The following is a 26,981-nucleotide window of genomic DNA, read 5'->3' on the forward strand; positions in this document are numbered from 1 at the left end:
TTTATTATTCGTCACGACTGGGACGCGCGCCAGTGACAAAAATTTGACTTGCGGGGAATGCGGCATGACTTCGATCTATGCGTTAATGACGGGATGCGCGGCGGTGGCCGGGGCGTTTTCGGGATTGGCTTTTCTGGGCCTGGCGATGGATCGCCACTGGGCCGACGTGCACGGGCGGGGCACGGAACCGTCGCCGGCGCAGCGCCGCCGGCTGCGGTGGTACGGTAGCGGACAGCTGTTATTGTCGCTGTTGGCTTGCCTGGCGCTGCGCGGCAGCACGCAGGGCTGGGTGCTGTGGCTGGGGGCGCTGACGGCGGCTGGGTGGATGGCGGTGCTGATGCTGACGTATGCGGCGCAGCGGTTGCCGCGCAGCGGCATGGCCGCTGGTGGGTTGGCACTGCTGGGGGCTGGGGCGGCGATGTTGATGCATTGAACCAGATCATGAAACTGAACGCACTTTATTTGCCGGCTGTGTTGTTCGCGCTAGCCGGATCGGCATCGGCGGCGCCCGTTGTTGAACCAGTCGACTGGGTCAATCCACTGATGGGCACCGCCAGCAAGCCCGAACTCTCCAACGGCAACACCTACCCGACCATCGCCCTGCCGTGGGGGATGAATTTCTGGACGCCGCAAACCGGCAAGATGGGCCATGGCTGGACCTACACCTACGACGCCGACAAGATCCGCGGCTTCAAGCAAACGCACCAACCGTCGCCGTGGATGAACGACTACGGCCAGTTCGCCATCATGCCCGTGGTCGGCCAGGCGGGCGGCAAACCCAAATTCACGCAGGACGACCGCGCCAGCTGGTTCTCGCACAAGGCCGAAGTGGCCAAGCCTTACTACTACAGCGTCTACCTGGCCGACGCCGACGTGACGACCGAAATCACACCGACCGAGCGCGCCGCGCAATTCCGCTTCACCTTTCCGCAAACCGACGAAGCCTACGTGGTGGTGGACGCCTACGACAAAGGCTCGTACATCAAGGTCATTCCGGCCGAACGCAAAATCGTCGGCTACAGCACCCGCCACGCGCGCGGTCCGCTGCCCAAGAGCTTCAAAAACTATTTCGTCATCCATTTCGACAAGCCGTTCGCCTCCACCAGGCTGTGGAACGGCGACCAGCTGGCCGGCGACCTATTGGAACTGGCGGCCGACCATGCCGGCGCGCTGGTCGGCTTCAAGACCGCCAAAGGCGAGAAGGTCGGCATGAAGGTGGCCTCCTCCTTCATCAGCGAGGAACAGGCGGAGTTGAACCTGAAGCGTGAACTGGCCGACGACAGCTTCGACACGACCGCGCAAAAAGGCAGGGATATCTGGAACAAGACGCTGGGCCGCATCAGCGTCGAAGGCGGCAGCGAGGAGCAGACGCGCACCTTCTATTCCAGCCTGTATCGCACCTTGTTCTTCCCGAATAAGCTCTACGAGATCGACGCCGGCAACCGCATCGTCCATTGGAGTCCTTACAACGGCCAGGTCCTGCCGGGCTATATGTTCGCCGGCACCGGCTTCTGGGATACCTTCCGCGCGCTCTACCCTTTCCTCAATCTGATGTACCCGTCGATCAACCGCGAAATGCAGGCGGGCCTGGTCAACGACTTCAAGGAGGGCGGCTGGCTGCCCGAGTGGTCGAGTCCCGGCTACGCCAACGTCATGATCGGGAATAACTCCGCCTCCGTCGTGGCGGAGGCGTACATCAAGGGCCTGCGCGGCTACGACATCGAAACGCTGTGGCAGGCGCTCAAGCACGGCGCCGACAACGAAGGGCCGATGAGCGCCGTCGGCCGCGCCGGCGTCCGCTATTACAATGATTTGGGCTACGTGCCCTACGATGTCAAGATCGACGAAAACGCCGCCCGCACGCTCGAATACGCGTACGACGATTTCGCCATCTACCAGTTGGGCAAGGCGCTGGGCAAGCCGCGCTCCGAGATCGCCATCTACGGCCAGCGCGCGCTGAACTACAAAAAACTGTTCGACCCGGAGACGGGTCTGATGCGCGGCAAGAACAAGGATGGCACCTTCCAGTCGCCGTTCAACCCCTTCAAATGGGGCGACGCCTTCACCGAAGGGAATAGCTGGCACTACACCTGGTCGGTGTTCCAGGACGTGAACGGGCTGATAGAGCTGATGGGCGGGCGCGACAAGTTCGTCGCCAGGCTCGATGAAGTGTTCACGCTGCCGCCGATTTACGACGAGAGCTACTACAAGGCCGTGATCCACGAGATCCGCGAAATGCAGATCGCGAACATGGGCCAGTACGCGCATGGCAACCAGCCGATCCAGCATATGATCTACCTGTACGGCTACGCCGGCGCGCCATGGAAAACCCAGTACTGGGTGCGCGAGACGATGAACCGCATGTACAAACCGACGCCGGACGGCTACTGCGGCGACGAGGACAACGGCCAGACCTCGGCGTGGTACGTTTTCTCCGCGCTCGGTTTCTACCCTGTCACCCCGGCGGTGCCGCAGTACGTGGTTGGCGCGCCGCTGTTTAAAAAGGCGACGCTGAAGCTGGAGAACGGAAAAACCGTCGTCATCAACGCACCCGCCAACAGCGACAGCAAGCGTTACGTGCGCGCGCTGAAGGTCGACGGCAAGGCCACGTCGAAGAACTGGCTCGGTCACGCGGACCTGACGCGCGGCGCCACCCTTGACTTCGACATGGCGGCCCGGCCAGAAACACGGCGCGCGACATCACCGGCCGACGCGCCCTATTCCCTCTCCACCGATCCGCAGTATCAATAAAGCCACAGGGCGGGCCTCTTCCCGCCCCTGTTTTCCCCCTCGCGTATTTGTCGCAGAGCAATTTTTACGCGCATCGCGCGCAGCGATTTAAAAATCGTGCTATGATTTATTTCATCAACGCAATAATGTTTTCCTTATTGCAAACAGCCTCAGAGCCGCAGAGCCTTAGACACGCTCACCTCTTGCCGTTCAACAGGCGCCTGTGACCCTGCCGTCACGCGCGCCCGCCAGTGCCTCACCCCGCATTGAATAGCACCTTGTCAACCAATTAAAGAATGACCGGACCATGACTATTTCTTGCCAACTCAATGAAGCGCGCCGGCTGGAGGCGCTCAATAAACTCAACCTGCTCGACACGCCGCCCAGCGACGCCTTCGACCGCATCACCCGCATGGCCGCGCGCCTGTTCGACCTGCCGATTGCGGCGGTGTCGCTGACGGACGCCGACCGCCAGTGGTTCAAGTCGCGCGTCGGCGTCGAGCACACCTCGATCCCGCGCCTGCTCGCGCCGTGCGGCGAAGTGGCCGACAGCAGCCGCGTGCTGGTGATCCCCGATATGCTGAACGATGCGGCCTTCCGCGACAGCCCGCTGGCCGCCAGCGGCATCCGCTATTACGCCGGCGCGCCGCTGACCACCATCGACGGCTACTGCCTGGGCGCGATGTGCGTGCTGGGCACCGAGCCGCGCGAGACCACGCAGGCGGAACTCGACATCCTGTCGGATCTCGCCGCGATGGTCATGTCGCAAATCGAGATGCACCACGCGCTGGGCCGCATGGACCCGCTCAGCGGCCTGCCGAACCGCAACCAGTTCATCGAAGACTTCCAGGATATGCAGCGCGACCGGCCCGCCAACGAGCAGCGGCTGGCGGTACTGATCAACCTGGCCACCCCCGGCCAGATGTCGCACGCCGTGCGCGCGCTCAATCCAACCTTCCTCGACGAACTGGTGATCGATTCGGCGGCCTGGATACGCGCCGAGACGGGGCCGCACCGCAAGGTCTATCACGTCGCCGCCATGCAGTTCGCGCTGCTGTCCGAGCCTGGCGTAAAGCTCGAAAACTATTTGCCGATCCTGGAAGAGAAATTGGAGATCGGCGTCAGCATCAGCAAGCTGCGATTCGTCACCACGCCGTCGATCGGCGTCACGCCGTTCGAAGTCGGCACGGCCGATGGCTTGAACGTGCTGCGACAGGCGCAAAGCGCCGCGCAAGACGCCTTCGACAAGACCACCCATGTCGCCGTGTATTCGGCGGTTGAAGACCGCTTGTATCAGCGCCGCTTCGACCTGCTCAACGACTTCGCGGCGGCGCTGACCAGCCGCGATCAACTGCGGCTGGTGTACCAGCCGCGGATCGACATCGCCAGCGGCGAGTGCATCGGCGCCGAGGCGCTGCTGCGCTGGACCCACCCGACGCTCGGCCCGATCGGTCCCGGCGAATTCATTCCCATCATCGAACGCTCCGGCCTGGCCCAGGCGACGACGGCGTGGGTGCTGAACCGGGCCTTGCGCCAGCAGCAGGCATGGCGCAAGGCCGGCCTGGAGCTGCAGCTGTCGCTCAACGTCTCGGCCTCCAATCTGCTGGAGCCGGACCTGGCCGACCGCGTGGTCGCCGGCTTGGAACAATATGGGCTGCCGCCGGAATGCCTGGAGCTGGAGATCACCGAAAGCGCCATCATGGAGCAGCCGGTCAAGGCCAACGCCATGCTCGAAGCGCTGGCCGGCACCGGCGTGCACCTGGCGATCGACGACTTCGGCACCGGCTACAGCAGCCTGTCGTACCTGCAGCGCATGCCCGCCAATGTGGTCAAGATCGACCAGTCGTTCATCCTCGGTCTGGAGGACGACTATCGTCAACAGGGCCTGGTCAGGACCATGATCACGATGTCGCAGGATTTGGGGCACCGCGTGGTGGCGGAAGGCGTTGAGCGCGGCGACGTGCTGGCGTTCCTGCGCTCTGCCGGCTGCGACGAGGCGCAGGGGTATTTGTTCGCGCGTCCGCTGGAGGTGGAAGCCTTCGCGGCGTGGTGCCGCGACAGCAGCGCGTGGGACAATGCGGTCGCCGCGAGCATTCCCCGGCGCGAGGCGCGCGCATTGTGCTCGCTGACGCGGCCGAAGGTTAACACGGCGGCGTCGCGCCGCCGCCACCAGGCGCGTTAGTAGCGATTGGGCGTTACTGTCCGATCAGCACGATCGGGTTGCGCGTGCCGAAACCGACTTTGCCGCCTTTGACCACCGCCGTCTTGCCCGAATAGTAGTCCCTGACCTTCTGGCCATTGGCGAACACGCCGTGCACATTGATCGTGCTGGCCTTATCGGTCGGCAGGTCCAGTGCCACGACAACCTTGTCGCGCAGCCCACCCTTGTCGTACGTCCGCTTGAATACATACGGCTTGGCTTGCAGCTGCTGGTGCACGCCCGCCCCCACCGCCACGTGCGCTTGGCGGAACAGGCCCAGCTTGCTCCAGTGCGCGCGCACGTCGGCGATCTTGTAGCCGTCGCGCGCGGTGTTCTGCTGCAGCTCATCCCAATTCATGAACGTCCGCAGCTTGGCATCGCCCACCGCGTCGGCCTGATCGAGCTTGCGTGCGGTTTCGTCACCGTAGTAAATCTGCGCGGCGCCGGGCGCCAGCAGCAGCTTGGTCGCGCTCTCGAACGGTTTTTTACGTTCGCGATCGAACGGCTGGTCGTAGTCGTGCGAATCGAGATAGTTCAGCACCGAGTAGCCGTTCAAGACGCCGCCATGCAGCGCATTCGAGTAGCTGCTGAACAGCGCCTCGTAATCCTTGTTCGCATCGCGTACCAGGCCGAAGTTGATCAGGCTATCGAAGCCGTTTTGATAGTAATTCGCGCTCTGCCCACCCAGGTCGTAATTCTGGCCATGGGCGATATCGTAGTTGTAGACTTCCGCCGTCATGTAGAACTTGTCGTCGCCGAGCTTCTTGTCCGGATTGGCGCGCTTCCAGTCCTCGAACGCGGCATCGGCCACGGTGCGCAATTCCTTCCACACCCCCGCCTCGACGTGTTTGACCGTGTCCGCGCGGAAGCCGTCCACGCCGAACTTGCGTATCCAGTCGGCGTGCCACTTCATCAGGTAATAACGCGGCGCGCGCGGATAGCCGGTGCGCTTGAAGAACTCGTCGAGTTCCTTGACCTCCTGCGTATAGCGGCCTTCGCGACGCCACTTTTCCACCAGCTGCGGCGGCAGCTCGACCTCCTCGTTGCTGTCGGTGCGCACGTCCGGCAGGTTCTTCACAAGTGTGCACTCGATGGTGGTCTTCGCATCCTTGTGCGTGCACGCCGGCTCGGTGCGCACCCACTGCTGCGGCCATGCCTTGTCGATCGTCGTCTCCGGACCGATGTGGTTCATCACCACGTCGAGGATGACGCGGATGCCGCGCGCGTGCGCGGCTTCGACGAAATTGCGGAAATCGGTTTCGGTGCCCAGGTTGGCGTCGACGGCGGTGAAGTCTTTCGCCCAGTAGCCGTGAAAGCCGTAGGACTTGCCGGTGCCTTCGTCGGTGCCTTCGTGGATCTGCTCCACCGGCGGCGTGAGCCAGATCGCGTTCACGCCCAGGCTGTCGAAGTAGCCGTCGTTGATCTTGTTGGTGATGCCGGCCAGGTCGCCGCCCATGAATCCGCGCAGCGGCGCGGCGTCGGCGTTGCGGCCATAGGCCAGGTCATTGCCGGTGAAGGCGTTGTTGAAGCGGTCCGTCAGCAGGAAATAGACTGTGGCGTTCTCCCACAGGAATGGTTTTTTTGCGGCCGCCGGCGGTGTCGGCGATTTAGCCACCGATTTTGCCACCGCCTGGGCGGCGACTGCCGGCGCGCCGAAGGCCATTGCCAAAGCCATTGCAAGAGTCGTACGTTTACTCCACTTCGTCCATTCCATGCTGTCGTCCTATGTAGTTATGTGGTGACGGTCGGACGCGCGCGTCCGGTCCATCCTTCAATGCCGCCGACCTGCTCGGCGATCAAGATCAATGCGGAAAGCGCCTGCTGGGTAGGCAGGTGGTGCATGGCAGGATCGTCCTCGTAGCGTTCCAGATAAACGCGCAAGGTCGCCCCTTCCGTACCGGTGCCCGACAAACGGAACACGATGCGCGAGCCGTTGGTCATGACGATGCGGATGCCCTGCTTCTTCGACACCGAACCGTCGATCGGATCGGTGTATTCGAAATCGTCGGCGAAATCGACGACGTAGTGGCCCAGGTCCGTGCCCTTCAAGGTCGCCAGCTTGATGCGCAGCGAATCCATCAGCTCATTGGCCCCTTCGACCGGCACGCCCTCGTAGTCGTGACGCGAATAGTAATTGCGGCCAAAGCGCGCCCAATGCTCGCCGACCAGCTGCTCGACCGACTTGCCGGTGACGGCCAGCAGGTTAAGCCAGAACAGCACGGCCCACAGGCCGTCCTTTTCGCGGATATGGTCCGAGCCGGTGCCGTAGCTCTCTTCGCCGCACAGCGTCGCCTGGCCGGCGTCGAGCAGGTTGCCGAAGAACTTCCAGCCGGTCGGCGTCTCGAAACTCGGGATGCCCAGCGCGGCGGCCACGCGGTCCGACGCCTGCGACGTCGGCATCGAACGGGCGATGCCTTTCAGGCCTGACTTGTAGCCCGGCGCCAGCGTCGCGTTCGCGGCCAGCACGGCCAGGCTGTCCGACGGCGTGACGTCGAACTTGCGGCCGACGATCATGTTGCGGTCGCCGTCGCCGTCCGACGCGGCGCCGAAATCCGGCGCGTCGTCGGCGGCCATCAGCTCGATCAGCTGGGCGGCGTTGACGGGGTTCGGGTCCGGATGGTGGCCGCCGAAGTCCTCCAGCGGCTCGCCGTTGATGACGGTACCGGCCGGCGCGCCCAGCATCCCTTCCAGGATCGCTTTCGCATAAGGGCCGGAGACGGCGGACATGCCGTCAAAGCACATGCGGAAGCCGCCGCCGAACAGTTTTTTGATGGCGTCGAAATCGAACAGCTCCTGCATCAGTTCCGCGTAGTCGGCCACGGAGTCGATCACTTCGACGTCCATCTGCTCGATGCGCGAGGCGCCGATTTTATTCAGGTCGATGGCGGCGGCGTCGCTGATGCGGTAGGCGGTGAGCGTCTCGGTGCGCTGGAAGATCGCCTCGGTCACGCTCTCCGGCGCGGGACCGCCGTTGGCGATGTTGTACTTGATGCCGAAGTCGCCATCCGGTCCGCCCGGATTATGGCTGGCCGACAGCACAATGCCGCCCAGCGCCGCGTGCTTGCGGATCACGCAGCTGACGGCGGGTGTCGACAGGATGCCGCCCTGGCCCACCAGCACCTTGGCAAAGCCGTGCGCCGCCGCCATGCGCAGGATGACCTGCACCGCCTCGCGGTTGTGGAAGCGGCCATCGCCGCCGACCACCAGCGTCTTACCGGCGACATCGCCCAGCGTATCGAACACGCTTTGCACGAAATTCTCAAGATAGGACGGCTGCTGGAAGACGGTGACTTTTTTCCGCAGGCCGGAAGTCCCCGGCCGCTGGCCGGGGAAAGGTGTGGTGGTGACTGTCTGAATGCTCATGTTCGCTCCGGGTGGATAAGAATGACAAATTGGTGACATCGGGTGACAACGACGGGTTGCAATCCCGCCCAATCACGCGTCACCGCGCTGCGACGGTTGTACCTGTTCCGGCCAAATCGCGTCGCACAACATACTTGTCTCACGAACAATATTACATCATCAGCCCTTGGGGTCCGCGTTATCCTGGACGGACATCGTCAAAACCGCCGCCACCAGCATGCACACGCCGCCCAGCATCAGGGTCTTGACGGCGTGGCCGTCGAACACGTGCTTGGTCATGAAGCCGAGCAGCAGGCCGCTGACGATCTGCGGAATCACGATGAAGAAATTGAACACGCCCATGTAGTAGCCCATGCGGTTGGCGGGCAGCGCGCCGGCCAGGATCGCATACGGCATGGTCAGGATGCTGGCCCAAGCGATGCCGACGCCGATCATCGGCACGAAGGCCATGTTCGGATCCTGGATCGCGAAAAGGCTGATCAGGCTCGCGCCGCCGATGGCCAGGCAAGTCATGTGCACGAACTTGCGGCTGGTGTGGCGCGCGAACACCGGCAGGATGAACGCGGCCAGCGCGGACACGCCGCTGTAGACGGCGAACATCACGCCGACGTGGTTGCCGGCCTGCTGGAAGGCGGCCGATTGCGCGTCGGTGGTGCCGTAGACGCTTTCGCCGATGGCGTTGGTGGTGTAGATCCACATCGCGAACAGGCCGATCCAGGTGAAGAACTGCACCGCCGCCAGCTGCACCATCGTCTTCGGCATTTTGCCAAAGCCGCTGAAGATCTCCGTCAGCGCGTGGACCAGGCCACGGCTGCGCTGCTGCTCGACGCGGAACGCTTCCAGGTCGCTCGGCGGTTCTTCCTTCGCCGTCAGCACGGTCCACATCACGGCGATCATGTAAATCGCGCCGCCGGCGTAGAACGAATAGCGCACGGTGTCCGGTATCGCGCCGTTGACCGGCACATTGCTCACGCCCAGATAGTCGGCGAAGATGGTCGGCAGCAGCGAGGCGATCACCGCGCCCCAGCCGATGAAGAAGGTTTGCATCGCGAAGCCGGCGGTCTGCTGCGACGGTCCGAGCTTGTCGCCGACAAAAGCGCGGAACGGTTCCATCGAGACGTTGATCGCGGCGTCGAGCATCCACAGCACGATCACCGCCATCCACAGCGCCGAGGAATTCGGCATCAGGAACAGCGCCAGCGACGCCAGCACCGCGCCGATGAAGAAGAACGGACGGCGGCGGCCCCACAGCGGGTGCCAGGTATTGTCGCTCAGGTAGCCGATGATGGGTTGCACCAGCAGGCCCGTGACCGGCGCCGCCAGCCAATACAGCGATAAATCGTCGGGATTGGCGCCGAGCGTGGAGAAAATCCGGCTGGTGTTAGCATTCTGCAGCGCGAAGCCGAACTGGATACCGAAAAAGCCAAAGCTCATATTCCATAGCTGCCAGAACGACAGTATGGGCTTGCTGCTGGAAGATTTCATGCGACGCGTCCCGATTATTGAAATTTGTAGCAAAATAACACGACACCCCATGTGTGTCAATTGAAAGGATACCAAGGTAAAATAACGCTAAACGGCGCACCTTGGACCAAATTTCGTCGCCAAATGTAGCCAAACAACAGAACATTACACATCACGAGACTTTTACCCGACATGACAAGCAATCCCTTCGTTAAACTTGCCGTTTTGCCATTAGCACTATTCACCCTGTTTGCCGGCCACGCCCCGTCCGCGCTGGCGCAGAACGCCGGCCGCATCTTCGCCAGCGCCAAGCTGCATGGCGGCTTCATGGAAGTGCGCACCAGCGACGGCGTTTACCTGATCAAGCCCTACACCCGCAGCATCATCGAAACCACCTTCATCCCCGAGGGCGAGACGGCCGATCCGGCCTCGCACGCGGTGGTGCTGGCGCCGGCGGCGGTGACCACCTCGTTCTCGGAGAAGGCAGACAAGATCGAGTACGCGACACCGGGCCTGGTGGTCACGGTCACCAAGTCGCCGTTCCAGATTTCGTACGCGTACAAGGGCAAGCAGCTGGTCGCGGAGAAGAAGGGCTACATGAAGGTCACCGACGACGTCGCGACCGGCAGCAAGGATATCAACAAGGGCGCGCCGCGCGTGCTGGAGGCGATCGAATTCGCGCTCGACAAGGACGAAGCCTTATATGGCGCCGGTGCGCGCGCGGTCGGCATGAACCGGCGCGGCAACCGCTTCACGCTGTATAACAAGGCGGACTACGGCTACGGCGCGACATCGAAGCAGCTTAACTACGGCATGCCGATCGCGCTGTCGTCGAAACTGTACGCGCTCCATTTCGATAACACCCGCACCGGCTACCTCGATTTCGACAGCAAGAAGGACAACAGCCTGCGCTGGGAAACCATCGGTGGCCGCAAGACCTATCAAATCGTCGCCGGCGACAAATGGGAGGACGTGGTCGACAACTACACCTACCTGACCGGCAAGCAGCCGATGCCGCCGCGCTGGGCGTTCGGTAACTTCGCCATGCGCTTCGGCTACCATAGCGAGACGGAAGCGCGCGCGGTGGTCGACAAGTTCATCGCCGACGACATCCCGCTCGACGCCATCGTCTTCGATCTGTACTGGTTCGGCAAGGAGGTCAAGGGCACGATGGGCAACCTGGCCTGGGATGCGGACAACTTCCCCAACCCTATCGGCATGATCTCGGACTTCAAGCAAAAAGGCGTGCAGACGGTGGTCATCAGCGAACCATTCGTCGTCGACACCTCCAGCCGCTGGAAGGAAGCGGTCGACAAGAAGATCCTCGGCACCGACGCCAATGGAAAGCCGCTGGCCTACGACTTCTTCTTCGGCCATACGGGCCTGATCGACATCTTCGGCCAGCCCGGCAAGGACTGGCTGTGGAATATCTACCGCGACCTGCGCCTGCAAGGCGTGACCGGCGTCTGGGGCGACCTGGGCGAACCGGAGCTGCATCCGACCGAGATGCGCCACGCCACCGGCAGCGCCGACGAAGTCCACAACGTCTACGGCCACCAGTGGGCCAAGCTGGTGGCCGAGGGTTACGAAAAGGACTTCCCCACCGAGCGTCCGTTCATCCTGATGCGCGCCGGCTACTCCGGCACGCAGCGCTACGGCATCATCCCGTGGTCGGGCGACGTCGATCGCAGCTGGGCCGGACTGCAATCGCAGCCGGAGATCTCGCTGCAAATGGGGATGCAGGGCGCCGGCTATATGCACTCGGACCTGGGCGGCTTCGCCAACCCGGTGCTGGACAACGAGCTATATGCGCGCTGGCTGCAGTACGGCGTGTTCCAGCCGGTATTCCGCCCGCACGCGCAGGAGGAAGTGCCGTCGGAGCCGGTCTTCCGCGACAACAGAACCAAGGCGCTGGCGCGCGACGCCATCCGCATGCGTTATCGCCTGCTGCCATATAACTACACGCTCGCCTTCGACAACAACCAGAAAGGGCTGCCGCTGATGCGCCCCATCGTGTACGAGGAACCGGGCAACGCCAAGGTCCGGGCGATGTCGTCGACCTACCTGTGGGGCAAGGACTTCCTGGTCACGCCGGTGATGAAGGCCGGCGCCACCAAGGCCGACGTCTACTTCCCCGCCACCGCCGCGTGGTTCGACTTCTATACCGGCGAGCGCCAGGCCGGCGGCGCCACCCGCTCGGTGAAACTGAGCCCCGACCACGTGCCGGTGTACGTGCGCGCCGGCGCCTTCATCCCGATGACGCGCGTGGTGCAGACGACGCGCGATTACACGACCAAGAACATCGAGCTGCACTACTACCACGACGCGTCGGTGAAAACCGCCACCGGCAAACTGTATGACGACGATGGCCTGACCGCGCAAGCGTTCGAGCATGGCAAGTACGAGCTGGTGACCTTCACCAGCAAGGTGTATCGGCGCGGCCTGTCGATCAGCATCGACTCGGCCATCGGCGACAACTGGCGCCGGCCGGAACGCAGCGTCGACCTGACGGTGCATAACGTCGGCGCCAAGCCGGCGTCGGTGCGGGTCGACGGCAAGGTGACGACCTTCGCCTGGGACGCCGGCAGCAAGCTGCTGACACTGGTGCTGCCACCCAACGCCATGCCTTCGCGGACGGTCTCCATCGCCCTGTAAGCGTGTATGATTGCTGGCCATCGACTCAGCGGATTCGATGGCCGACAAGACTACCCAGGGAGATGCACTTGACACCAAAAATTATCAGCACGCTGCTGGCGGCTTCCGCCATGACAGCCGTCAGCGTTACCGCGCTGGCCGCCCCCGCAAAAAAACCCACCGTCGCCGAAGCGGAACGCTTTTTGGCCGACACGGAAGAACGCCTCAACAAGCTCAACAACGAACAGGCGCGCGGCGCCTGGGTCGGTTCCAACTTCATCACCGATGACACCGAGGCGATCGCCTCCTACTTCGCCGAGCGCTATCTGACGGCGTCCGGCGAAGCGGCGATCGGCGCGCGCCGTTTCAACGGCCTGAAACTGCCGGCCGAATCGGCGCGCAAGCTGATGCTGCTGCAGCAAACGCTGGTCTTCGCCGATCCGAAGGAGCGCGAACAATACGCCCAGCTGCAGGCGGCGATGAACGGCGCCTACGGCAAGGCCAAATACTGCGTCAAGAAGGACGACGGCACCGGCGACGCCTGCATGGCGCTGGGCGAGATGGAAAAGGTGCTGGCGAACAGTCGCGAAGAGCCCAAGCTCAGGGAAATGTGGCTGGGCTGGCACGCGCAATCGCCTTCGTACAAAAACAAGTACACCGAATACATCGCGCTGTCGAACAAGGGCGCCAAGCAGATGGGCTTTGCCGACACCGGCGCCATGTGGCGCGCGCAGTACGACATGCCGCCGGAAGCCTTCGCCGCCGAAATGGAGCGCCTGTGGCAGCAGGTCAAGCCGCTGTACGAATCGCTGCACACCTACACCCGCTACAAGCTGCGCGAAACCTACGGCCCGGACGTGGTGCCGCTGACCGGCCCTATTCCGTCTCACCTGTTCGGCAATATGTGGAGCCAGAGCTGGGACAACCTGTACCCGATCCTCAAGCCGAAAACGGGCGCCAGCGGCTACGACCTGACCAAGGTACTGGAAGCGCGCAAGACCGACGCCAAGCAGATGACGCAATACGCCGAGCGTTTCTACACCTCGCTGGGCATGCAGAAGCTGCCGGCCACGTTCTGGGAACGCTCGCTGCTGACCAAGCCGCGCGACCGCGACGTCGTCTGCCACGCCTCCGCCTGGCCGCTGAATGAAAAGGACGACGTGCGCATCAAGATGTGCATCACGCCGACGGCGGAGGACTTCACCGTCATCCACCACGAGCTGGGTCACGTGTACTACTTCCTGGCCTATAACAAGCAGCCCTTCCTGTTCCGCAATGGCGCCAACGACGGCTTCCACGAAGCCATCGGCGACACGGTGGCGCTGTCGATCACGCCGGATTATCTGAAGAAGGTCGGCCTGATGGAGCAAGCCCCGGAAGCCGACGCCGATGTCGGCGACCTGCTGAAGCGCGCGCTGTCGAAAGTCGCGATCCTGCCGTTCGCCTACTCGGTGGACAAGTGGCGCTGGGATGTCTATGCCGGCAAGACCAAGCCGGATGACTACGACAAAACCTGGTGGCAGTTACGCGAGCAATACATGGGGATGAAGCGCCCGGCCGCGATGGTGGCGGGCGGTTTCGATGCCGGCGCCAAGTACCACGTGGCGGCGGACGTGCCGTACGCGCGCTACTTCCTCGCCGACATGCTGCAGTTCCAGTTCCACCGCGCGCTGTGCCGCGAGGCCGGTTATGCGGGTCCGCTGAACCGCTGCTCGGTGTACGACAACGCCAAGGCCGGCGCCAAGCTGCAGCAGATGCTGGCGATGGGCGCCAGCAAGCCATGGCCGGAAGCGTTGAAGGCGATATCGGGCGAGGACAAGATCGACGGCGGCGCGCTGCTGGAGTACTTCGCCCCGCTGAAAACGTGGCTGGACCAGCAAAACGCCGCCTTCGCCGCCGCCCAGAAATAAACTCCTGAGCCATAAGAAAAAAACCCTCGCCGGCTTGCGCTGGCGAGGGCTGAAGAGCTCAGATACTACCGGTTTAGAACTTGTAGTTCACGCCAGCGATCACGGTGCGGCCATACTTCGCGTATTCCAGCTGCTGGGCGCGGTCGCCGTTATAGGTTTCATACGCGGCGTTGCGCAGGTTGTTGACCTGCAAAACCAAGCCAACACCCTTCATCGCACCGCTGTTGAAGGTGTAGCCGATCTGGAAGTCGACGACATTCTCACCCACCACATAACGCAGCGCGCGGTCGTTCGAGAAGTTGCCGATCTCGCCGACGAAGTCGGAACGACGACGCTGGCTGATGCGCGTTTCAAACCCATTCTTCTCGTAGTAAGCGGTCAGATTGGTGGTGCGCTTCGACAGGCCCGGCAGCGGGATGTTCGAACCGATGCTGCCGCTTGGATCTTCAATGGCGATCTTGCTGTCGGTGTAGGTGGCGCTGGCGCTCACACCGAAGCCGTCGAGCACCGGGGTCAGCATGTTCAGCGGCATCGAGCCGGACAGCTCCACACCCTTGAGGATGCCACCGTTGCCGTTATAGGCGGCGGTGTAGTTACCGGTGCGGCGGTTCAGCGGCAGGCCATCAGCCGTCACGAAACCTGCCGGGAAGTAGTTGGAGAAATCGTATTCCTTGGTCTGCGTGAAGATGTAGGTATCCAGCTTCTTGAAGAACGCGGCGGCCGCGACATACGCCTTCTTGGCGAAATACTTCTCGTACGAAATGTCGACCGCCTTGGCGCGCCATGGGTCCAGGCGGGCATTACCGCCGCTGGCGCTCGGCTCGCGCTTGGCGGTGTCGACGTTGATTTCCAGCGCCGAACGCAGCTGGTCCACCCGTGGGCGCGCCAGTTGCTTGGCCAGGCCGAAACGCACGGTCTGGTCGTGTTCGAAGCCGAACGCCAGGTTCAGGCTCGGCAGGAAGTCGGTGTAGCTCTTGCCGTCGTGGACCGGCTTGATCTGGCTGCCGGCCGGCGCGCTGTTGTCGACATAGCGCGAATCGGACGACTGGGTGGTGTTCTGCATCTGCACGCCCACGTTACCGCGCAGGCTCACCGTCGGGCTCAGTTCCGTCTCGATGTTGGCCTTGGCGAAGCTGGTCACGACTTTCTCGTTGACCGTCCACGCTTTCGGGATCAGGTAGGTCAGGTCTTCGCTCGGCTGGAACGACATGAACTGGCTGACCATGCCCGGCACGTTCCAGGTCGGAATCGAGCCGGCGCCGGCGAAGCCGAGGTCCGCATTGCCATACTGCAGGCTGCCAGGCACGGCGATCGGCGCGCCGACCAGGTTGATGGCGCCTTCCGCCTGGCGCTTGCTCTTGCTGCGGTCGGCGTAGTTGACGCCGAAGTCGAAGCTCGAGAACACTTTTTCCAGATCGCCGCCGGCACGCACGTTGGCGGTCAGCTTGGCGCCCTTCAGTTCGTCTTCCACGCTCGGCACCTTGCCATAGCCGGAGCCGTAGATGGTGTTGCCGACGAACAGGTTGGCCGGGTTGCTGTAATCAAGGCCGGTGGTCAGGCGCGAGTAGCCGCCATTGCCGTAGCCCAGGCTGACCTTGTCGAGCAGGGCCGAGGCGCCGCCGTTGCTGTATTGCAGATTGTTTTCCAGGCCGGTTTCGTTGCGCTTGGCTTTCGAGTAGTTCAGGTCGGCGAAGATGGTGAAGTCGTTGTTGCGGAATTCATTGCTCCAGCCCAGCGCGCGGATATCGTCCTTGCGCTTGTTGTACATGCCGCGCACCAATGGACGCACGTTGTTGAGCGTGCCGCCGGCGATGGTGCCGTTGTTGACCTGCACCGGGTTGTAGTTCGATTCGCTCTGCTCAAGCGAGATTTCCAGCTGGTTGGCGGTTTCCTCGGCCTTGAAGCGCGACGCGTACACGTCAAGGATGCTGGTCCATTGCTTGTTCGGACGGTATTGCAGCACGCCCATGACGCCGTCGCGCTGGTTCTCGCCGCTGCGGGCCACGGCCTTGATGCCGTTCGAGGCGAAGGTGCCGGCCGGCAGGCCGTTGCGCGCATCGCGTTTCCACGGCTCGTACAAGCCGGTTTCATTGGACAGGATCGGAGTCTCCAGGCGCGCGTAGCCGAGCGCGATACCGATCGTGCGGTCGGCGAACTGGTCGATGTAGCTGGCGCTGAAGCGGTTGCCGGTGTCTTTCGCGTTGCCGATTTTGCCCAGCGAATTCTTCTCGCCACGGGCGTTCAACGCCACGGTGCGGCTGGAGAAGTTCAGCGGACGCACGGTTTGCATGTCGATGGTGCCGGACAGGCCCTGGCCGACCAGGCCGGCGTCAGGGGTTTTGTAGACGGTCACACCGCTCATCAGCTCGGACGGGTATTGATCGAACTCGACACTGCGATTGTCGCCGGTGCTGACCTGCTCGCGGCCGTTCAACAAGGTGGTCGAAAAGTCCGGCGACAGGCCGCGAACGCTGATGACCTGGGCACGGCCGGCGACGCGCTGGGCGGCCAGGCCTGGCAGGCGCGAGATCGACTCGGCGATGGAAACGTCCGGCAGCTTGCCGATGTCTTCAGCCGAGATGGCCTCGACGATGGAGCTGGAATCCTTCTTGACCGAGATCGCGCCCTCGATACCGCGACGAATACCGGACACGACGACGGACGCGATCGGCGCCTCGGTCGCCGCCGGCGCGTCGGCGGTGGTCTGCGCGTAGGCCGGGCTGGCCAACGCGGCGACAAACAAAGCGCATCCCGCTGCGACCGGCTTTAGTGGAAATGCAGCGGTCTTGCTGCGCTTATTTGCGAAAATACTCATTCAATGTCCCCTCAACACGACATAAATTAATTTCCCGCAACATCAGGCGCACCGCATCGGGGCGTCACAACTACACGGGAATCCAAGGAAAAGCTGACGTTCTCAAGACGTTCTGGCAAGAATTTTGTACTAAAACTAGATTCACTGTCAATTGAACTTCTGTTTACCTACGGATTGCCGGGCTTGGAGGCAAGCGGCTTCCCTATGAAGATGCGTTTGCCGTTGTATTTCCACTACAGGACTATGCCGAATCATATGTAGTAGAACTACATATTTTCCGAAAAAACGACGTGTTTTTGAAAGCAAATGTCAGTTTACTGCTGAGTTGTCGGCATGCCGGCGCCGTCGCAGGCCGCGAAAATGCGCGCTATTTCGTCACGCCGCCGAAAAACCACAAGATTTTTGTATTTCGAGTAAATTTCGCGGTGGCGCTCTGCTTGGTCGTGTCGTCCATACAGGGTATTCCCCGGCCCGGGGGAGAACATACCGGGTTCGAGCCGCGAAATCGGCTGTTGTAGTACGACTACGTAACGCCCACCGTGGATATCTATAAAGAAAAGCATGACACTGGAGATACAACAATGAGTTTTCGCCTGACCGCGCTGTGCGCCGCCATGTCCTTCGCTTCGCTGGCATCGGCCGCAACGACAGCCACCGCCAACTATCCAACCTGGGACGGCAAGCCGGAGACCGTCCGCTATGCGACGCCGGATGCCAACGCAGCGCTGCGCAGCTACACGCAGGCGACCACGATGCGCGTGCGCGAAGGCGGCAAGCAACAAATCACCTATCAGGAATCGGCGGCCCTGCCGACGGTGCGCAGCGGCACCCTGGCCTTCGACGCGCTGTTCGCGCTGGCCGGTGTCGAGATGAAGCAGGACGCCGTCAGCGAAATCCGCGACGGCAGCTACAACGGCGGCAACGCCATTCCCTGCGAGTGCTTCGAGACCGGCGAGTTATGGCACTACGTGTGGACCCGCGACCTGTCCTACGCCGCGTCGCTGGGCCTTGGCATGCTGGATCCGCAACGCGTGCGCAACTCGCTGCTGTTCAAGCTATCCGGCTATCGCGATGGCGTGCAGCCGGGCGCGCACGTCGCCGGCAGCGCGGACGGCCTGCAGATCATCCAGGACACCGGCAGCGGCGGCAGCTGGCCGGTCAGCACCGACCGTGTCAGCTGGGCCTTCGGCGCCGACGAAGCGCTCAAGGCGCTGGCGCCGGAGGAGCGCCGCGCGTTCGCCGCCACCGCGCTCAAGGCGCTGACCAACACCCTGGAAAACGACAGGATCGCCGTCTACAACCGCGCCGATGGCCTGTACAACGGCGAAGAATCGTTCCTCGACTGGCGCGATCAAAGCTATGCGGCCTGGATACCGGGCGACCTGGCCAGCATGGCGACATCGAAGGCCTTGTCGACCAACGCCGGCCATTACAAGGCGCTGACACTGGCCGCGCAACTGGCGGAGGAACAAGGCGACAAGGCGCTGGCCGCCAAGTACGCGGCGTGGGCGGCCGATCTGAAGCGCGCCATCAACCAGCGCTTCTGGCAGGCCGACACCGGCATGTACAGCAGCCTGACCGCCGGCCACTTCGACGGCGCCCCGCTGTACAAGTATGACTGGCTGGGACAGTCGCTGGCCATCGTCACCGGCATCGCCGACGAACGGCAGGCGCAAAGCATCCTGGCGCGTTATCCGCATGGCCCGCTCGGCGCGCCGGTGATCTTCCCGCAGCAGGCCGGCATGGCCGTCTATCACAACCGCGCCATGTGGCCTTTCGTGACGGCCTACGGCCTCAAGGCGGCGGCCATGCACGGCAACGTGGCGGTGGCCGACGCGGCCTACGACACGCTGATGCGCGGCGCCGCGCTGAACCTGTCCAACATGGAGAACCTGGAATGGATCTCCGGTCAACCGATGCTGGAGGATAAGCGCAAGGTGGACGGCAAGCAGGTCGACCTGAGCGGACCGGTGGTCAACTCGCGCCGCCAACTCTGGTCCGTGGGCGCCTATCTCGGCATGGTGGTGGGCGAGGTATTCGGCGTGCGGACGACCGACAGCGGCATCGCGCTGCGGCCTTTCGTTACGGCCAAGCTGCGCCGGGAGGCGTTCGCCGGCACCGACGTGGCGACGCTGGACAACCTGAAGGTGCGCGGCAAACGCCTGCGGGTGCGTCTGCTTCTGCCCGCCGCCGCGCCATCCGGCACGCAAGGTTACTACGCGGTCGACAACGTGACGGTGAACGGCAAGGCCGCCACCCAATCGCTGGATTGGTCGGCGCTGGCCGGCGACAACCAGATCGACATCCGTTTGGGCGAGCTGCTGCCAGGACGGCAAGAGAAGCGCGACGTCCGCGCAAAACCGCTGGTCGAAGATCCGTCGGTGTACGCGCCATCCGAGCCGCACATCGCCAAGCTGGAACGCGGCAGCTACGGCTTCCCCACCCTGCACATCGCCTATCCCGGTTCCCCCTCCGGTGCCAGCAAGGGTGTGGTCTACAACATCTATCGCAACGGCGAACTGGCGACGCAACGCATCACGGCGCGCAAGTGGGCCGATCGCCGCGCGCCGCGACCCGGCAAGGGCGATGGCGATGGCGGAAATGTGTGCTACGCGGTGGAGGCGATGTATAGCGGTTCCGGCAACCGCAGCCACCACAGCGCGCCGGTGTGCCTCGAAACGGGGCTCGAAATCGGCGCCGCCGACGCCCGCATCCAGTCTGGCATTGCCGCCACCGGCGGACGCATCGCCGGCTGGGGCGCGCCGGCGGACAAGTTTGCGGTGAACGACATCAAGGTGGCGCGCGACGGCAGCTATGCGCTGCAGATCAAGTACCGCAACACCGCGCACCAGATCAACCTGGGCATCAGCGGCGGCGTAAAATGGCTGTCATTGAAGGACGACAGCGGCAAGATCGTGGCCGGCGGCGTGGTTCAGTTGCCGCACTCGCCGGATCAGGCAGGCCCGTCGTATTCGACGCCGATCCGCGCCGTGCTGAAGGCCGGCGGCTACCGCCTGGAACTGGAGGACCACTACAACATGACCTACCTGAAAAGTAACACCACCTACAGCGACGCCGGTGGCGTGAAGGGACCGTCGAACAAGTTCGACATCCACGGCGTGCGCGTCATGCCGGTGGCACCGCAGGCCGGCGCCGATGCCGGCGCCAGCGCTGGCGCCGACGCGGCCGCCGCGCCCGCGCCGGCCGGCACCATCCGCATCGTCGAAAATTTCGCGTCGCCGCAACTGGGCAACAGCCGCAATCTGCGCATCTACCTGCCGCCGGGTTACGAAGCCAATCCGCAGCACCGCTATCCGGTACTGTACATGCACGACGGCCAAAACCTGTTCGACGCCAGGACCGCCGCTTTCGGCGTCGCATGGGATATCGGCATCACGATGGACCGCCTGATCGCCAGCGGCGCGATCGAGCCGGCCATCGTGGTCGGCATCGACAACACCAAGGCGCGCATGGACGAATACACGCCCTGCTGCGACCCGAAACACGGCGGCGGCAACATCGACGCCTACATGGCATTCATCGTCGATACGGTCAAGCCGTGGGCCGACGCCAACCTGCGCACCCTGCCCGGCCGCGAGCACACGGCCATCATGGGTTCCTCGCTGGGCGGCCTGGCCTCGGTGTATATCGCCCAGCGGCATCCGGAGATCTTCTCCAAGGCCGGTGGCGTATCGGGCTCGTTCTGGTGGAATGACGGCGCGTTCATGAAAAACGTGCCCGCGCGGCAGCCGGTCAAGTTCTACCTCGATGCCGGGTCCAAGAAGGACGGTATCGAGCATACGCTGAAGATGCGTGACGCCATGCTGGCGCAAGGCTACAAACTGGATGAGGATTTGTATTTTTACGAGTCACCCGACGGCATCCACAACGAAAAATCGTGGGCAGCGCGCGTGCACCTGCCGCTGACCTGGTTCTTCGCCGCTACGAAGTGATCAACTCGATGCACCGGCCGCGGTTGGCCAGCAAGGTCTCCACCTCGCCGGGCGAGACGGCGGGGCTGAGGCAAAAGCCGAACGCTTCGTCGCAGTTCATCGCCATCAAGCGCGCCAGCTGATCGCCGGTTTCGACGCCGCCGGCGATCACCCGCATGTTCAGCGTGTGAGCCATGGCGATGATGGCGCGCACCATGGCGCCGTCGGCCGCGCCCTTGGTGGCGGCCGTGTTGGCGGCCTTGGGGCCATCATGCATGTCGGCGGGCTGGCGCGCGCCCTGCAGCTCGTCGATAAAGCCCTTGTCGATCTTTACCACGTCAACCGGGAAGCGCCGCAGATAATTGAGCGAGGCGTAGCCGGTGCCGAAATCGCTGATCGAGATGCGCACGCCGAGCTCCTTCAAGCGCCGCAAGGTGCCCTCGCAATTCTGGTTACGGTCGATCAGCATGCCTTCAGTGATTTCCAGCTCGATCAGGTGGCCCGGCACGCCCGCCTGCTCCAGTATCGCGGCGAAGGTCTGGGCGATGTCCTTCTGGTAGAACTGGCGCGGCGACAGATGCACGGACACCGTCAGCGGCAGTCCGCGGTCCATCCACAATCGCGCCTGCGCCGCCGCCGTCGCCAGCACCCAGGCGCCGACCGGCAGGATCAGCGCACTCTCCTCGAGCACCGGCAGGAAATCGAGCGGCATCACCAGGCCGAGCTCCGGGTGGTTCCAGCGCAGCAGCGCCTTGACGCCGGTGATGCGCTGTTCGCGCAGGTCGAGCCTGGGCTGGTAGGCCAGCACGAATTCCTTGTGGTCGAGCGCGTGCCGGAGCGCGGTCTCCAGGATCAGCCGCGAGTACGCCTTCACCTGCATGCTCGGCAGGAAGCGCACGCTGGTGCCCTTGCCGCGCTGCTTGGCCGCGTACATCGCCAGGTCGGCCTTCTCGACCAGGTCTTCGATGCTCTCGTCGTCATCCGGGTAGACCGCCACGCCGACGCTGGCGGCCACCGGCAGCGACTCGCCGTGGATGGTGAACGGCGCGCCGATGGCGGCGATGATCTTCTCGGCCACCTGGCGCGCGTCGTCGGCCTCGCGCAGCTCCGTCAGCAACAGGATGAACTCGTCGCCGCCCTGGCGCGCCACGGTATCGACCTCGCGCACGCACTGCCGCAGCCGCTGCGAGAACTGCACCAGCACCTGGTCGCCGGCGTCGTGGCCGAGCGTGTCGTTGATATGTTTGAAATGATCGATGTCGACGAACAGCACCGCCAGCAGGCTTTTGTGGCGCCGCGCGTAGGCCACGCCGTGTTCGAGCCGCAGCTGGAATTGCAGGCGGTTGGGCAGGCCGGTCAGGCAGTCGTGATGGGCGATGAAGTCGAGCCGCATTTCGGTGTCGCGCTGCGTTTCCAACGCACTTTGCAAATGCGCGCAGCGCCGGCGCAGCACGCGCGCGCGCGTTTCGCCATACCATAGCGCCAACAGACACGGGGTGACGCCTATCAATGCCGGCCACAGGAGCTCCATGGGATCCCTCTTCTTCTGGTACAGCGGTGAAGAGCGAATCATAATGGATACTGCCCGTCAGCAATGGGCGTTCGGCGGAGCGCTTGACGGGCGTCAAACCAAGTTCAGATGTTCCTCAAGCCGGCAATAACTTGCGCCGTTCAGGCGCCGGCAAGCGCGCGGCCGGCCCTTGGGCCTGCTCCTCCAGCTTGAAAATGCTGACCGCCTCCGTCAGGCTTTCCGCCTGCTGCGTCAGCGCCTCTGCCGCAGCGGCGGCCTCCTCCACCAACGCGGCGTTCTGCTGCGTCACGCTGTCCATCTGGCTGATGGCGATGCTGATCTGCTCGATGCCGTCGCGCTGCTCGCCGCTGGCGACCGAAATCTCGCCGATGATGGCCGTCACCCGCTGCACGCTGCTGACCACCTCGCCCATCGTCTCGCCGGCCTGCCCGGCCAGCCGGCTGCCGGCCTCGACGCGGCTGACCGAGTCGCCGATCAATGCCTTGATCTCCTTGGCGGCCGACGCCGAGCGCTGGGCCAGGTTGCGCACCTCCGACGCCACCACCGCGAAGCCGCGCCCCTGCTCGCCGGCGCGCGCCGCCTCCACCGCCGCGTTGAGCGCCAGGATGTTGGTCTGGAAAGCGATGCCGTCGATCACGCCGATGATGTCGACGATCTTGCGCGAGGATTCGTTGATCGAACCCATCGTCTGCACCATCTGCTCGACCGCGTCGCCGCCGCGCTCGGCCACCCGCGAGGCGACGTCGGCCAGCTTGCTGGCCTCGTTGGCGTTGGCGTTGTTCTGCTGGACGGTGGTGGTCAGCTCCACCATCGCCGCCGCCGTCTCCTCGAGCGAGCTGGCCTGCTGCTCGGTGCGGCCCGACAGGTCCAGGTTGCCGGCGGCGATTTCCACCGTCGCGCCGTGGATGGTCTCGGTGCCGGCGCGCACCTTGCCGACGATGCCGCTCAGATTGGTCTGCATGGTCCTGAGCGCGCCTAGCAACTCGCCGATCTCATCCTTGCTATCGACCCGCACCTCGCTGCGCAAGTCGCCGCCGGCCACCGTCTGCGCCACACCCACGGCGGCGTGCAGCGGCACGGTGATGCTCTTGATCAGCCAGAACACCGTCACGCAGCCGACCACCAGGGTCACCGCCAGGGTGATGCCCATGACCAGCATCGCCTCGGCGTGCGCGGCCCGGCTTTCCTCGTCCATCTGCCGCATCAGGCGGCTCGACTCCTTGCCGATGTAGGCGACGATATCGTCGATCTTCTTGGTCGGCTCGCGGTCCATGCCCTTGACCAGGTTGTCGACCACCTTGGCGCTTTCGGGATTGGCGGAGTCGTATTGCTTGAGCGCCTCGAGATAGCGCGCGCCGAGCTCGCTTTGCGTCTTGATGGCGTCGTCGACCAGCGGGGTGCCCAGCTTGAGCGCGTCGAGTTGCGCATCCAGTTTTTGCAGGTTGGCGCGGGTGGCCTCGCCGGCTTTGACGAAGGCCTTGGTGTAGCGGTCCAGCTGCGCCGGATCGTTGCCGCGTATAAGGATGTTCTTCCACTCCTGCACCTGGATCTTGAATTCGACCTGCGCGCCGCGCGCGGTGTCGATGGCCTGGCTGATCGCCAGCGAGCGCTGCAAGGCCTGCAGGCTGCGTGCGTCGCTGTCACCAAGCGCGCGCCAGCCACCCGTGGCAACAATGGCAAGCGCGACAAAAAAGAACGCGCCCAGCAACCCCAGTCGAACCCCTATCTTCAGATCGCCGAGTTTCATAGTTTTTCCTATGGCAAGAGTTGACTTTCATCATGCGCTTGCCGCGCAAGGATGCCAAGACCGGCATGCTGGAAACAGGAAGGATTCGCGCCGTTGCAACAGATCAGGTCGGCTGGGGAGAAAACTCGATGCAGTAAATATTGGTAGGACGATCATTCGGCGGCAACGGCCGGTTCTCGACGAAGCTCAGGCCCAGCTTGTGCAGCAGGCTGATCGAATTGACGTTGCCCGGGTCCGTCAAGCCCAGCACACGCTTCATGCCCAACACGCCGCGCGCGTAGGCCAGCACGGCGACCGCCGCCTCATGGGTATAGCCCTGGCCGAAAAACGCGGGGCGGATGGCGTAGCCGATATCGGGCCCGGGCAGCGTATCGCGCTGGATCAGGCCGCACAGGCCGAGCGCCCGGCCGTCGCCCTTGCGCTCCATCACGTACAGCGAATGGCCGCAGCGCTGCTGCATCGCGCGCGGGCCGTCGATGATGGCGGTGCGGGCGTCGTCGAGGCTGCGGATGCCTTTGTCGCCGATGAATTCCAGCCACGTCGGATCGTTGACCAGTTCGTAATAAAAAGCGGCGTCATCGACTTCGATGGTGCGCAGGCGCAGGCGTTCGGTGTCCAGTATGTTCATGAAGTCAGGCGTCGGGCCAATGGGAGGGGTCGTCCAGCAACTGGTACATGACGTAGACGTCGACGTAGCCCAGGTACTGGTGGTAATAGGCGCGCGGCAGGGTGCCGACGATGGAGAAACCAAGTTTTTTCCACAGCAGCACGGCGGCTACATTGGAACTGACCACGTAGTTGAACTGCATCGCCAGGTAGCCTTGGGCGCGGGCGCGGTCGAGGCAGTCACCGCCGAGCAACTTGCCGACGCCGACGCCCTGGGCCGCCGGGCTGACCATGAACGAGGCGTTGGCGACGTGGCCGCCACGGTCGCGCTGGTTGGGGATCAGGCGGTACATGCCGACCAGGCGTTCGCCGTTGAGCAGCGCGACATACGCTTGCACGCCGGGGCCGAACCAGTAGGCGTGGCAATCTTCGCGGCTGGTATCGGCGGCGAAGTAATAAGTATCGCCGCTGGCGATGAGCTGCTGGAAAATTTCCCACATGGCGCCGAAGTCGGCTTCCGTGGCGGCGCGGATGGCGATTTCTTTCAAGTGGGCTCCAGTACGGATAATGTAAGTCCAACGGAAACGCGTCGGGCGGATTAGGCGGAACGCCGTAATCCGCCAATGCATGCGCTGTCGAAACGCATGCATTGGCGGATTACGCTTCGCTAATCCGCCCTACGTGTCACCAGAAAAATCATGCTCGATTGTCATGGATTTCCGCCGGCAAGTCCAGCCAAGTCCAGCCGCTAACGGTTCAGGCGGAAATTGACGCTGTCGGCCCGGCCCGGCAAATTGAGCCGCGCATGCGCGCGCGGCGATTCGGCGATCACCTCGCCGCGCCGCATCACCAGGCGGCGCGCCGCGCGCAGCCGGATCGCCTCCACCGGATCGGCCGCGTCCAGCAGCACCAGGTCGGCGTGGTTGCCGACCGCGATGCCGTAATGCTCCAGCCCGAGGATGCGCGCCGGCGTCGTCGTCACCGCCTCGAAGCATGCGCGCATCGCGTCCTGCCCGGTCATCTGCGCCACGTGCAGGCCCATCTGCGCGACCTCCAGCATGTCGCCCGAGCCCAGGCTGTACCACGGATCCATCACGCAGTCGTGGCCGAAGGCGACGTCGATGCCGGCCGCCAGCATCTCCGGCACGCGCGTCATGCCGCGCCGCTTCGGATAGCTGTCGTGGCGCCCCTGCAAGGTGATGTTGATCAGCGGATTGGCGATGGCCGCCACGCCGCCCTCGCGTATCAGCGGCAGCAATTTGCTGACGTAATAATTGTCCATCGAGTGCATCGACGTCAGGTGCGAGCCGGTCACCCGGCCGTGCAGGCCGAGCCGGTTGCTTTCATAGGCCAGGGTTTCGATGTGGCGCGAATGCGGATCGTCCGATTCGTCGCAGTGCATATCAACCCGCAAGCCTTTGTCGGCGGCGAACTCGCACAGGATGCGCACCGATTCGGCGCCGTCGGCCATGGTGCGCTCGAAGTGCGGAATGCCGCCCACCACGTCGACGCCCATGGCAATGGCGCGTTTGAGATTGGCCAGCGCCGTCGGACTGCGCAGCACGCCGTCCTGCGGAAACGCCACCAGCTGCAAGTCCAGATACGGCGCCACCAGCCGCTTGACCTCCAGCAGCGCCTCGACCGCCAGCAGGCGGTCGTCGCACACATCGACATGCGAGCGGATCGCCAGCAGCCCGCGGGCCACGGCCCAGTCGCAATACTGCAACGCGCGCTCGATCAGCGCCTGCTGCGTTAGGTCCGGCTTCAACTCGCCCCACAGTGCTATGCCTTCAAGCAAGGTGCCCGAGGCGTTGACCCTCGGCAGGCCGTAGCTGAGCGTGGCGTCCATGTGGAAGTGGGCGTCGACGAAGGGCGCGCTGACCAGATCGCCACCGGCGTCGATCTCGCGCGCGGCGGTGATCGGCAGCGCGAGGCCGATGGCGGCGATACGCCCGTGTTCGACGGCGATATCGACACCTTGCCGGCCATCGGCCAGATTGGCATTTCGGATGACCACATCCATGGAGACGCTCCCGGCGTTGTTTTTCA

General features: G+C 63.7%; 15 protein-coding genes. 6 read left to right on the plus strand and 9 right to left on the minus strand.

The features are described 5' to 3' along the window. The first annotated feature begins 64 nt into the window (after positions 1-64). The 3 genes from AC0IYS_RS25185 to AC0IYS_RS25195 all read left to right on the plus strand — a co-directional run bounded on the left by AC0IYS_RS25185 (position 65) and on the right by AC0IYS_RS25195 (position 4,912). Positions 65-433: a DUF3325 domain-containing protein gene (locus AC0IYS_RS25185; protein ID WP_471707730.1), complete on the plus strand. Its 369-nt coding sequence runs from the start codon at positions 65-67 to the stop codon at positions 431-433. Positions 434-441: 8 nt separating this feature from the next. Beyond that, positions 442-2,751 (plus strand): GH92 family glycosyl hydrolase, encoded by a 2,310-nt coding sequence (locus AC0IYS_RS25190; RefSeq protein WP_471707731.1) that lies wholly within the window; start codon positions 442-444, stop codon positions 2,749-2,751. Positions 2,752-3,037: 286 nt separating this feature from the next. Beyond that, entirely contained in the window at positions 3,038-4,912 is a 1,875-nt protein-coding gene (locus AC0IYS_RS25195) for a sensor domain-containing phosphodiesterase (RefSeq protein WP_471707732.1), read from the plus strand. Positions 4,913-4,925: 13 nt separating this feature from the next. Here the strand turns inward: AC0IYS_RS25195 and AC0IYS_RS25200 are convergent, their stop codons facing one another. The 3 genes from AC0IYS_RS25200 to AC0IYS_RS25210 form a co-directional block, all read right to left on the minus strand. Further along, positions 4,926-6,605 (minus strand): alpha-amylase family glycosyl hydrolase, encoded by a 1,680-nt coding sequence (locus AC0IYS_RS25200; RefSeq protein ID WP_471707733.1) that lies wholly within the window; start codon positions 6,603-6,605, stop codon positions 4,926-4,928. Positions 6,606-6,661: 56 nt separating this feature from the next. Beyond that, entirely contained in the window at positions 6,662-8,293 is a 1,632-nt protein-coding gene (locus AC0IYS_RS25205; RefSeq protein WP_471707734.1) for an alpha-D-glucose phosphate-specific phosphoglucomutase, read from the minus strand. Between the two features lie 159 nt (positions 8,294-8,452). Then, positions 8,453-9,778 carry an MFS transporter gene (locus AC0IYS_RS25210; protein WP_471707735.1) on the minus strand — a complete coding sequence of 442 codons (1,326 nt, stop codon included), beginning with the start codon at positions 9,776-9,778 and terminating at the stop codon, positions 8,453-8,455. A gap of 171 nt (positions 9,779-9,949) precedes the next feature. On the opposite strand from AC0IYS_RS25210, the gene AC0IYS_RS25215 reads away from it, so the two are divergent. Together AC0IYS_RS25215 and AC0IYS_RS25220 are read left to right on the plus strand one after the other, a co-directional pair. Further along, positions 9,950-12,412, plus strand: coding sequence for a TIM-barrel domain-containing protein (locus AC0IYS_RS25215; RefSeq protein ID WP_471707736.1), 2,463 nt, complete (start codon positions 9,950-9,952; stop codon positions 12,410-12,412). Positions 12,413-12,474: 62 nt separating this feature from the next. Continuing rightward, on the plus strand, positions 12,475-14,301 hold the full coding sequence (locus AC0IYS_RS25220) for a M2 family metallopeptidase (protein WP_471707737.1): 1,827 nt from the start codon (positions 12,475-12,477) through the stop codon (positions 14,299-14,301). 73 nt (positions 14,302-14,374) lie between these two features. Here the strand turns inward: AC0IYS_RS25220 and AC0IYS_RS25225 are convergent, their stop codons facing one another. Next, on the minus strand, positions 14,375-17,116 hold the full coding sequence (locus tag AC0IYS_RS25225) for a TonB-dependent receptor (protein WP_471707738.1): 2,742 nt from the start codon (positions 17,114-17,116) through the stop codon (positions 14,375-14,377). A gap of 581 nt (positions 17,117-17,697) precedes the next feature. Between AC0IYS_RS25225 and AC0IYS_RS25230 the strand changes: the two genes are divergently transcribed. Beyond that, complete coding sequence (locus AC0IYS_RS25230; protein ID WP_471707739.1) at positions 17,698-21,069, plus strand: alpha/beta hydrolase-fold protein; 3,372 nt, start codon at positions 17,698-17,700, stop codon at positions 21,067-21,069. On the opposite strand, the gene AC0IYS_RS25235 is transcribed toward AC0IYS_RS25230, so the two are convergent. The 5 genes from AC0IYS_RS25235 to AC0IYS_RS25255 form a co-directional block, all read right to left on the minus strand. Then, a complete protein-coding gene (locus AC0IYS_RS25235; protein WP_471707740.1) occupies positions 21,059-22,579 on the minus strand; it encodes a putative bifunctional diguanylate cyclase/phosphodiesterase in 1,521 nt (506 codons plus the stop codon). The two genes, AC0IYS_RS25230 and AC0IYS_RS25235, sit on opposite strands and share 11 nt — an antisense overlap. A gap of 115 nt (positions 22,580-22,694) precedes the next feature. Continuing rightward, a complete protein-coding gene (locus tag AC0IYS_RS25240) occupies positions 22,695-24,326 on the minus strand; it encodes a methyl-accepting chemotaxis protein (protein WP_471707741.1) in 1,632 nt (543 codons plus the stop codon). A gap of 103 nt (positions 24,327-24,429) precedes the next feature. Continuing rightward, positions 24,430-24,954, minus strand: a complete 525-nt coding sequence (locus AC0IYS_RS25245; protein ID WP_471707742.1) for a GNAT family N-acetyltransferase — start codon at positions 24,952-24,954, stop codon at positions 24,430-24,432. A 4-nt stretch (positions 24,955-24,958) separates the two neighbouring features. After that, positions 24,959-25,480, minus strand: coding sequence for a GNAT family N-acetyltransferase (locus AC0IYS_RS25250; protein ID WP_471707743.1), 522 nt, complete (start codon positions 25,478-25,480; stop codon positions 24,959-24,961). Positions 25,481-25,680: 200 nt separating this feature from the next. After that, positions 25,681-26,955 (minus strand): amidohydrolase family protein, encoded by a 1,275-nt coding sequence (locus AC0IYS_RS25255; protein ID WP_471707744.1) that lies wholly within the window; start codon positions 26,953-26,955, stop codon positions 25,681-25,683. Between the last annotated feature and the right edge of the window lie 26 nt (positions 26,956-26,981).

It is taken from the genome of Duganella sp. AC237, from assembly GCF_979254035.1.

Bases quoted from the DNA above. Each gene is read 5' to 3' on its own strand.
- AC0IYS_RS25185 (WP_471707730.1), top strand. From the start codon at position 65: ATGACTTCGATCTATGCGTTAATGACGGGATGCGCGGCGGTGGCCGGG.
- AC0IYS_RS25190 (WP_471707731.1), top strand. From the start codon at position 442: ATGAAACTGAACGCACTTTATTTGCCGGCTGTGTTGTTCGCGCTAGCC.
- AC0IYS_RS25195 (WP_471707732.1), top strand. From the start codon at position 3,038: ATGACTATTTCTTGCCAACTCAATGAAGCGCGCCGGCTGGAGGCGCTC.
- AC0IYS_RS25200 (WP_471707733.1), bottom strand. From the start codon at position 6,605: ATGGCTTTGGCAATGGCCTTCGGCGCGCCGGCAGTCGCCGCCCAGGCG.
- AC0IYS_RS25205 (WP_471707734.1), bottom strand. From the start codon at position 8,293: ATGAGCATTCAGACAGTCACCACCACACCTTTCCCCGGCCAGCGGCCG.
- AC0IYS_RS25210 (WP_471707735.1), bottom strand. From the start codon at position 9,778: ATGAAATCTTCCAGCAGCAAGCCCATACTGTCGTTCTGGCAGCTATGG.
- AC0IYS_RS25215 (WP_471707736.1), top strand. From the start codon at position 9,950: ATGACAAGCAATCCCTTCGTTAAACTTGCCGTTTTGCCATTAGCACTA.
- AC0IYS_RS25220 (WP_471707737.1), top strand. From the start codon at position 12,475: ATGCACTTGACACCAAAAATTATCAGCACGCTGCTGGCGGCTTCCGCC.
- AC0IYS_RS25225 (WP_471707738.1), bottom strand. From the start codon at position 17,116: ATGAGTATTTTCGCAAATAAGCGCAGCAAGACCGCTGCATTTCCACTA.
- AC0IYS_RS25230 (WP_471707739.1), top strand. From the start codon at position 17,698: ATGAGTTTTCGCCTGACCGCGCTGTGCGCCGCCATGTCCTTCGCTTCG.
- AC0IYS_RS25235 (WP_471707740.1), bottom strand. From the start codon at position 22,579: ATGGAGCTCCTGTGGCCGGCATTGATAGGCGTCACCCCGTGTCTGTTG.
- AC0IYS_RS25240 (WP_471707741.1), bottom strand. From the start codon at position 24,326: ATGAAACTCGGCGATCTGAAGATAGGGGTTCGACTGGGGTTGCTGGGC.
- AC0IYS_RS25245 (WP_471707742.1), bottom strand. From the start codon at position 24,954: ATGAACATACTGGACACCGAACGCCTGCGCCTGCGCACCATCGAAGTC.
- AC0IYS_RS25255 (WP_471707744.1), bottom strand. From the start codon at position 26,955: ATGGATGTGGTCATCCGAAATGCCAATCTGGCCGATGGCCGGCAAGGT.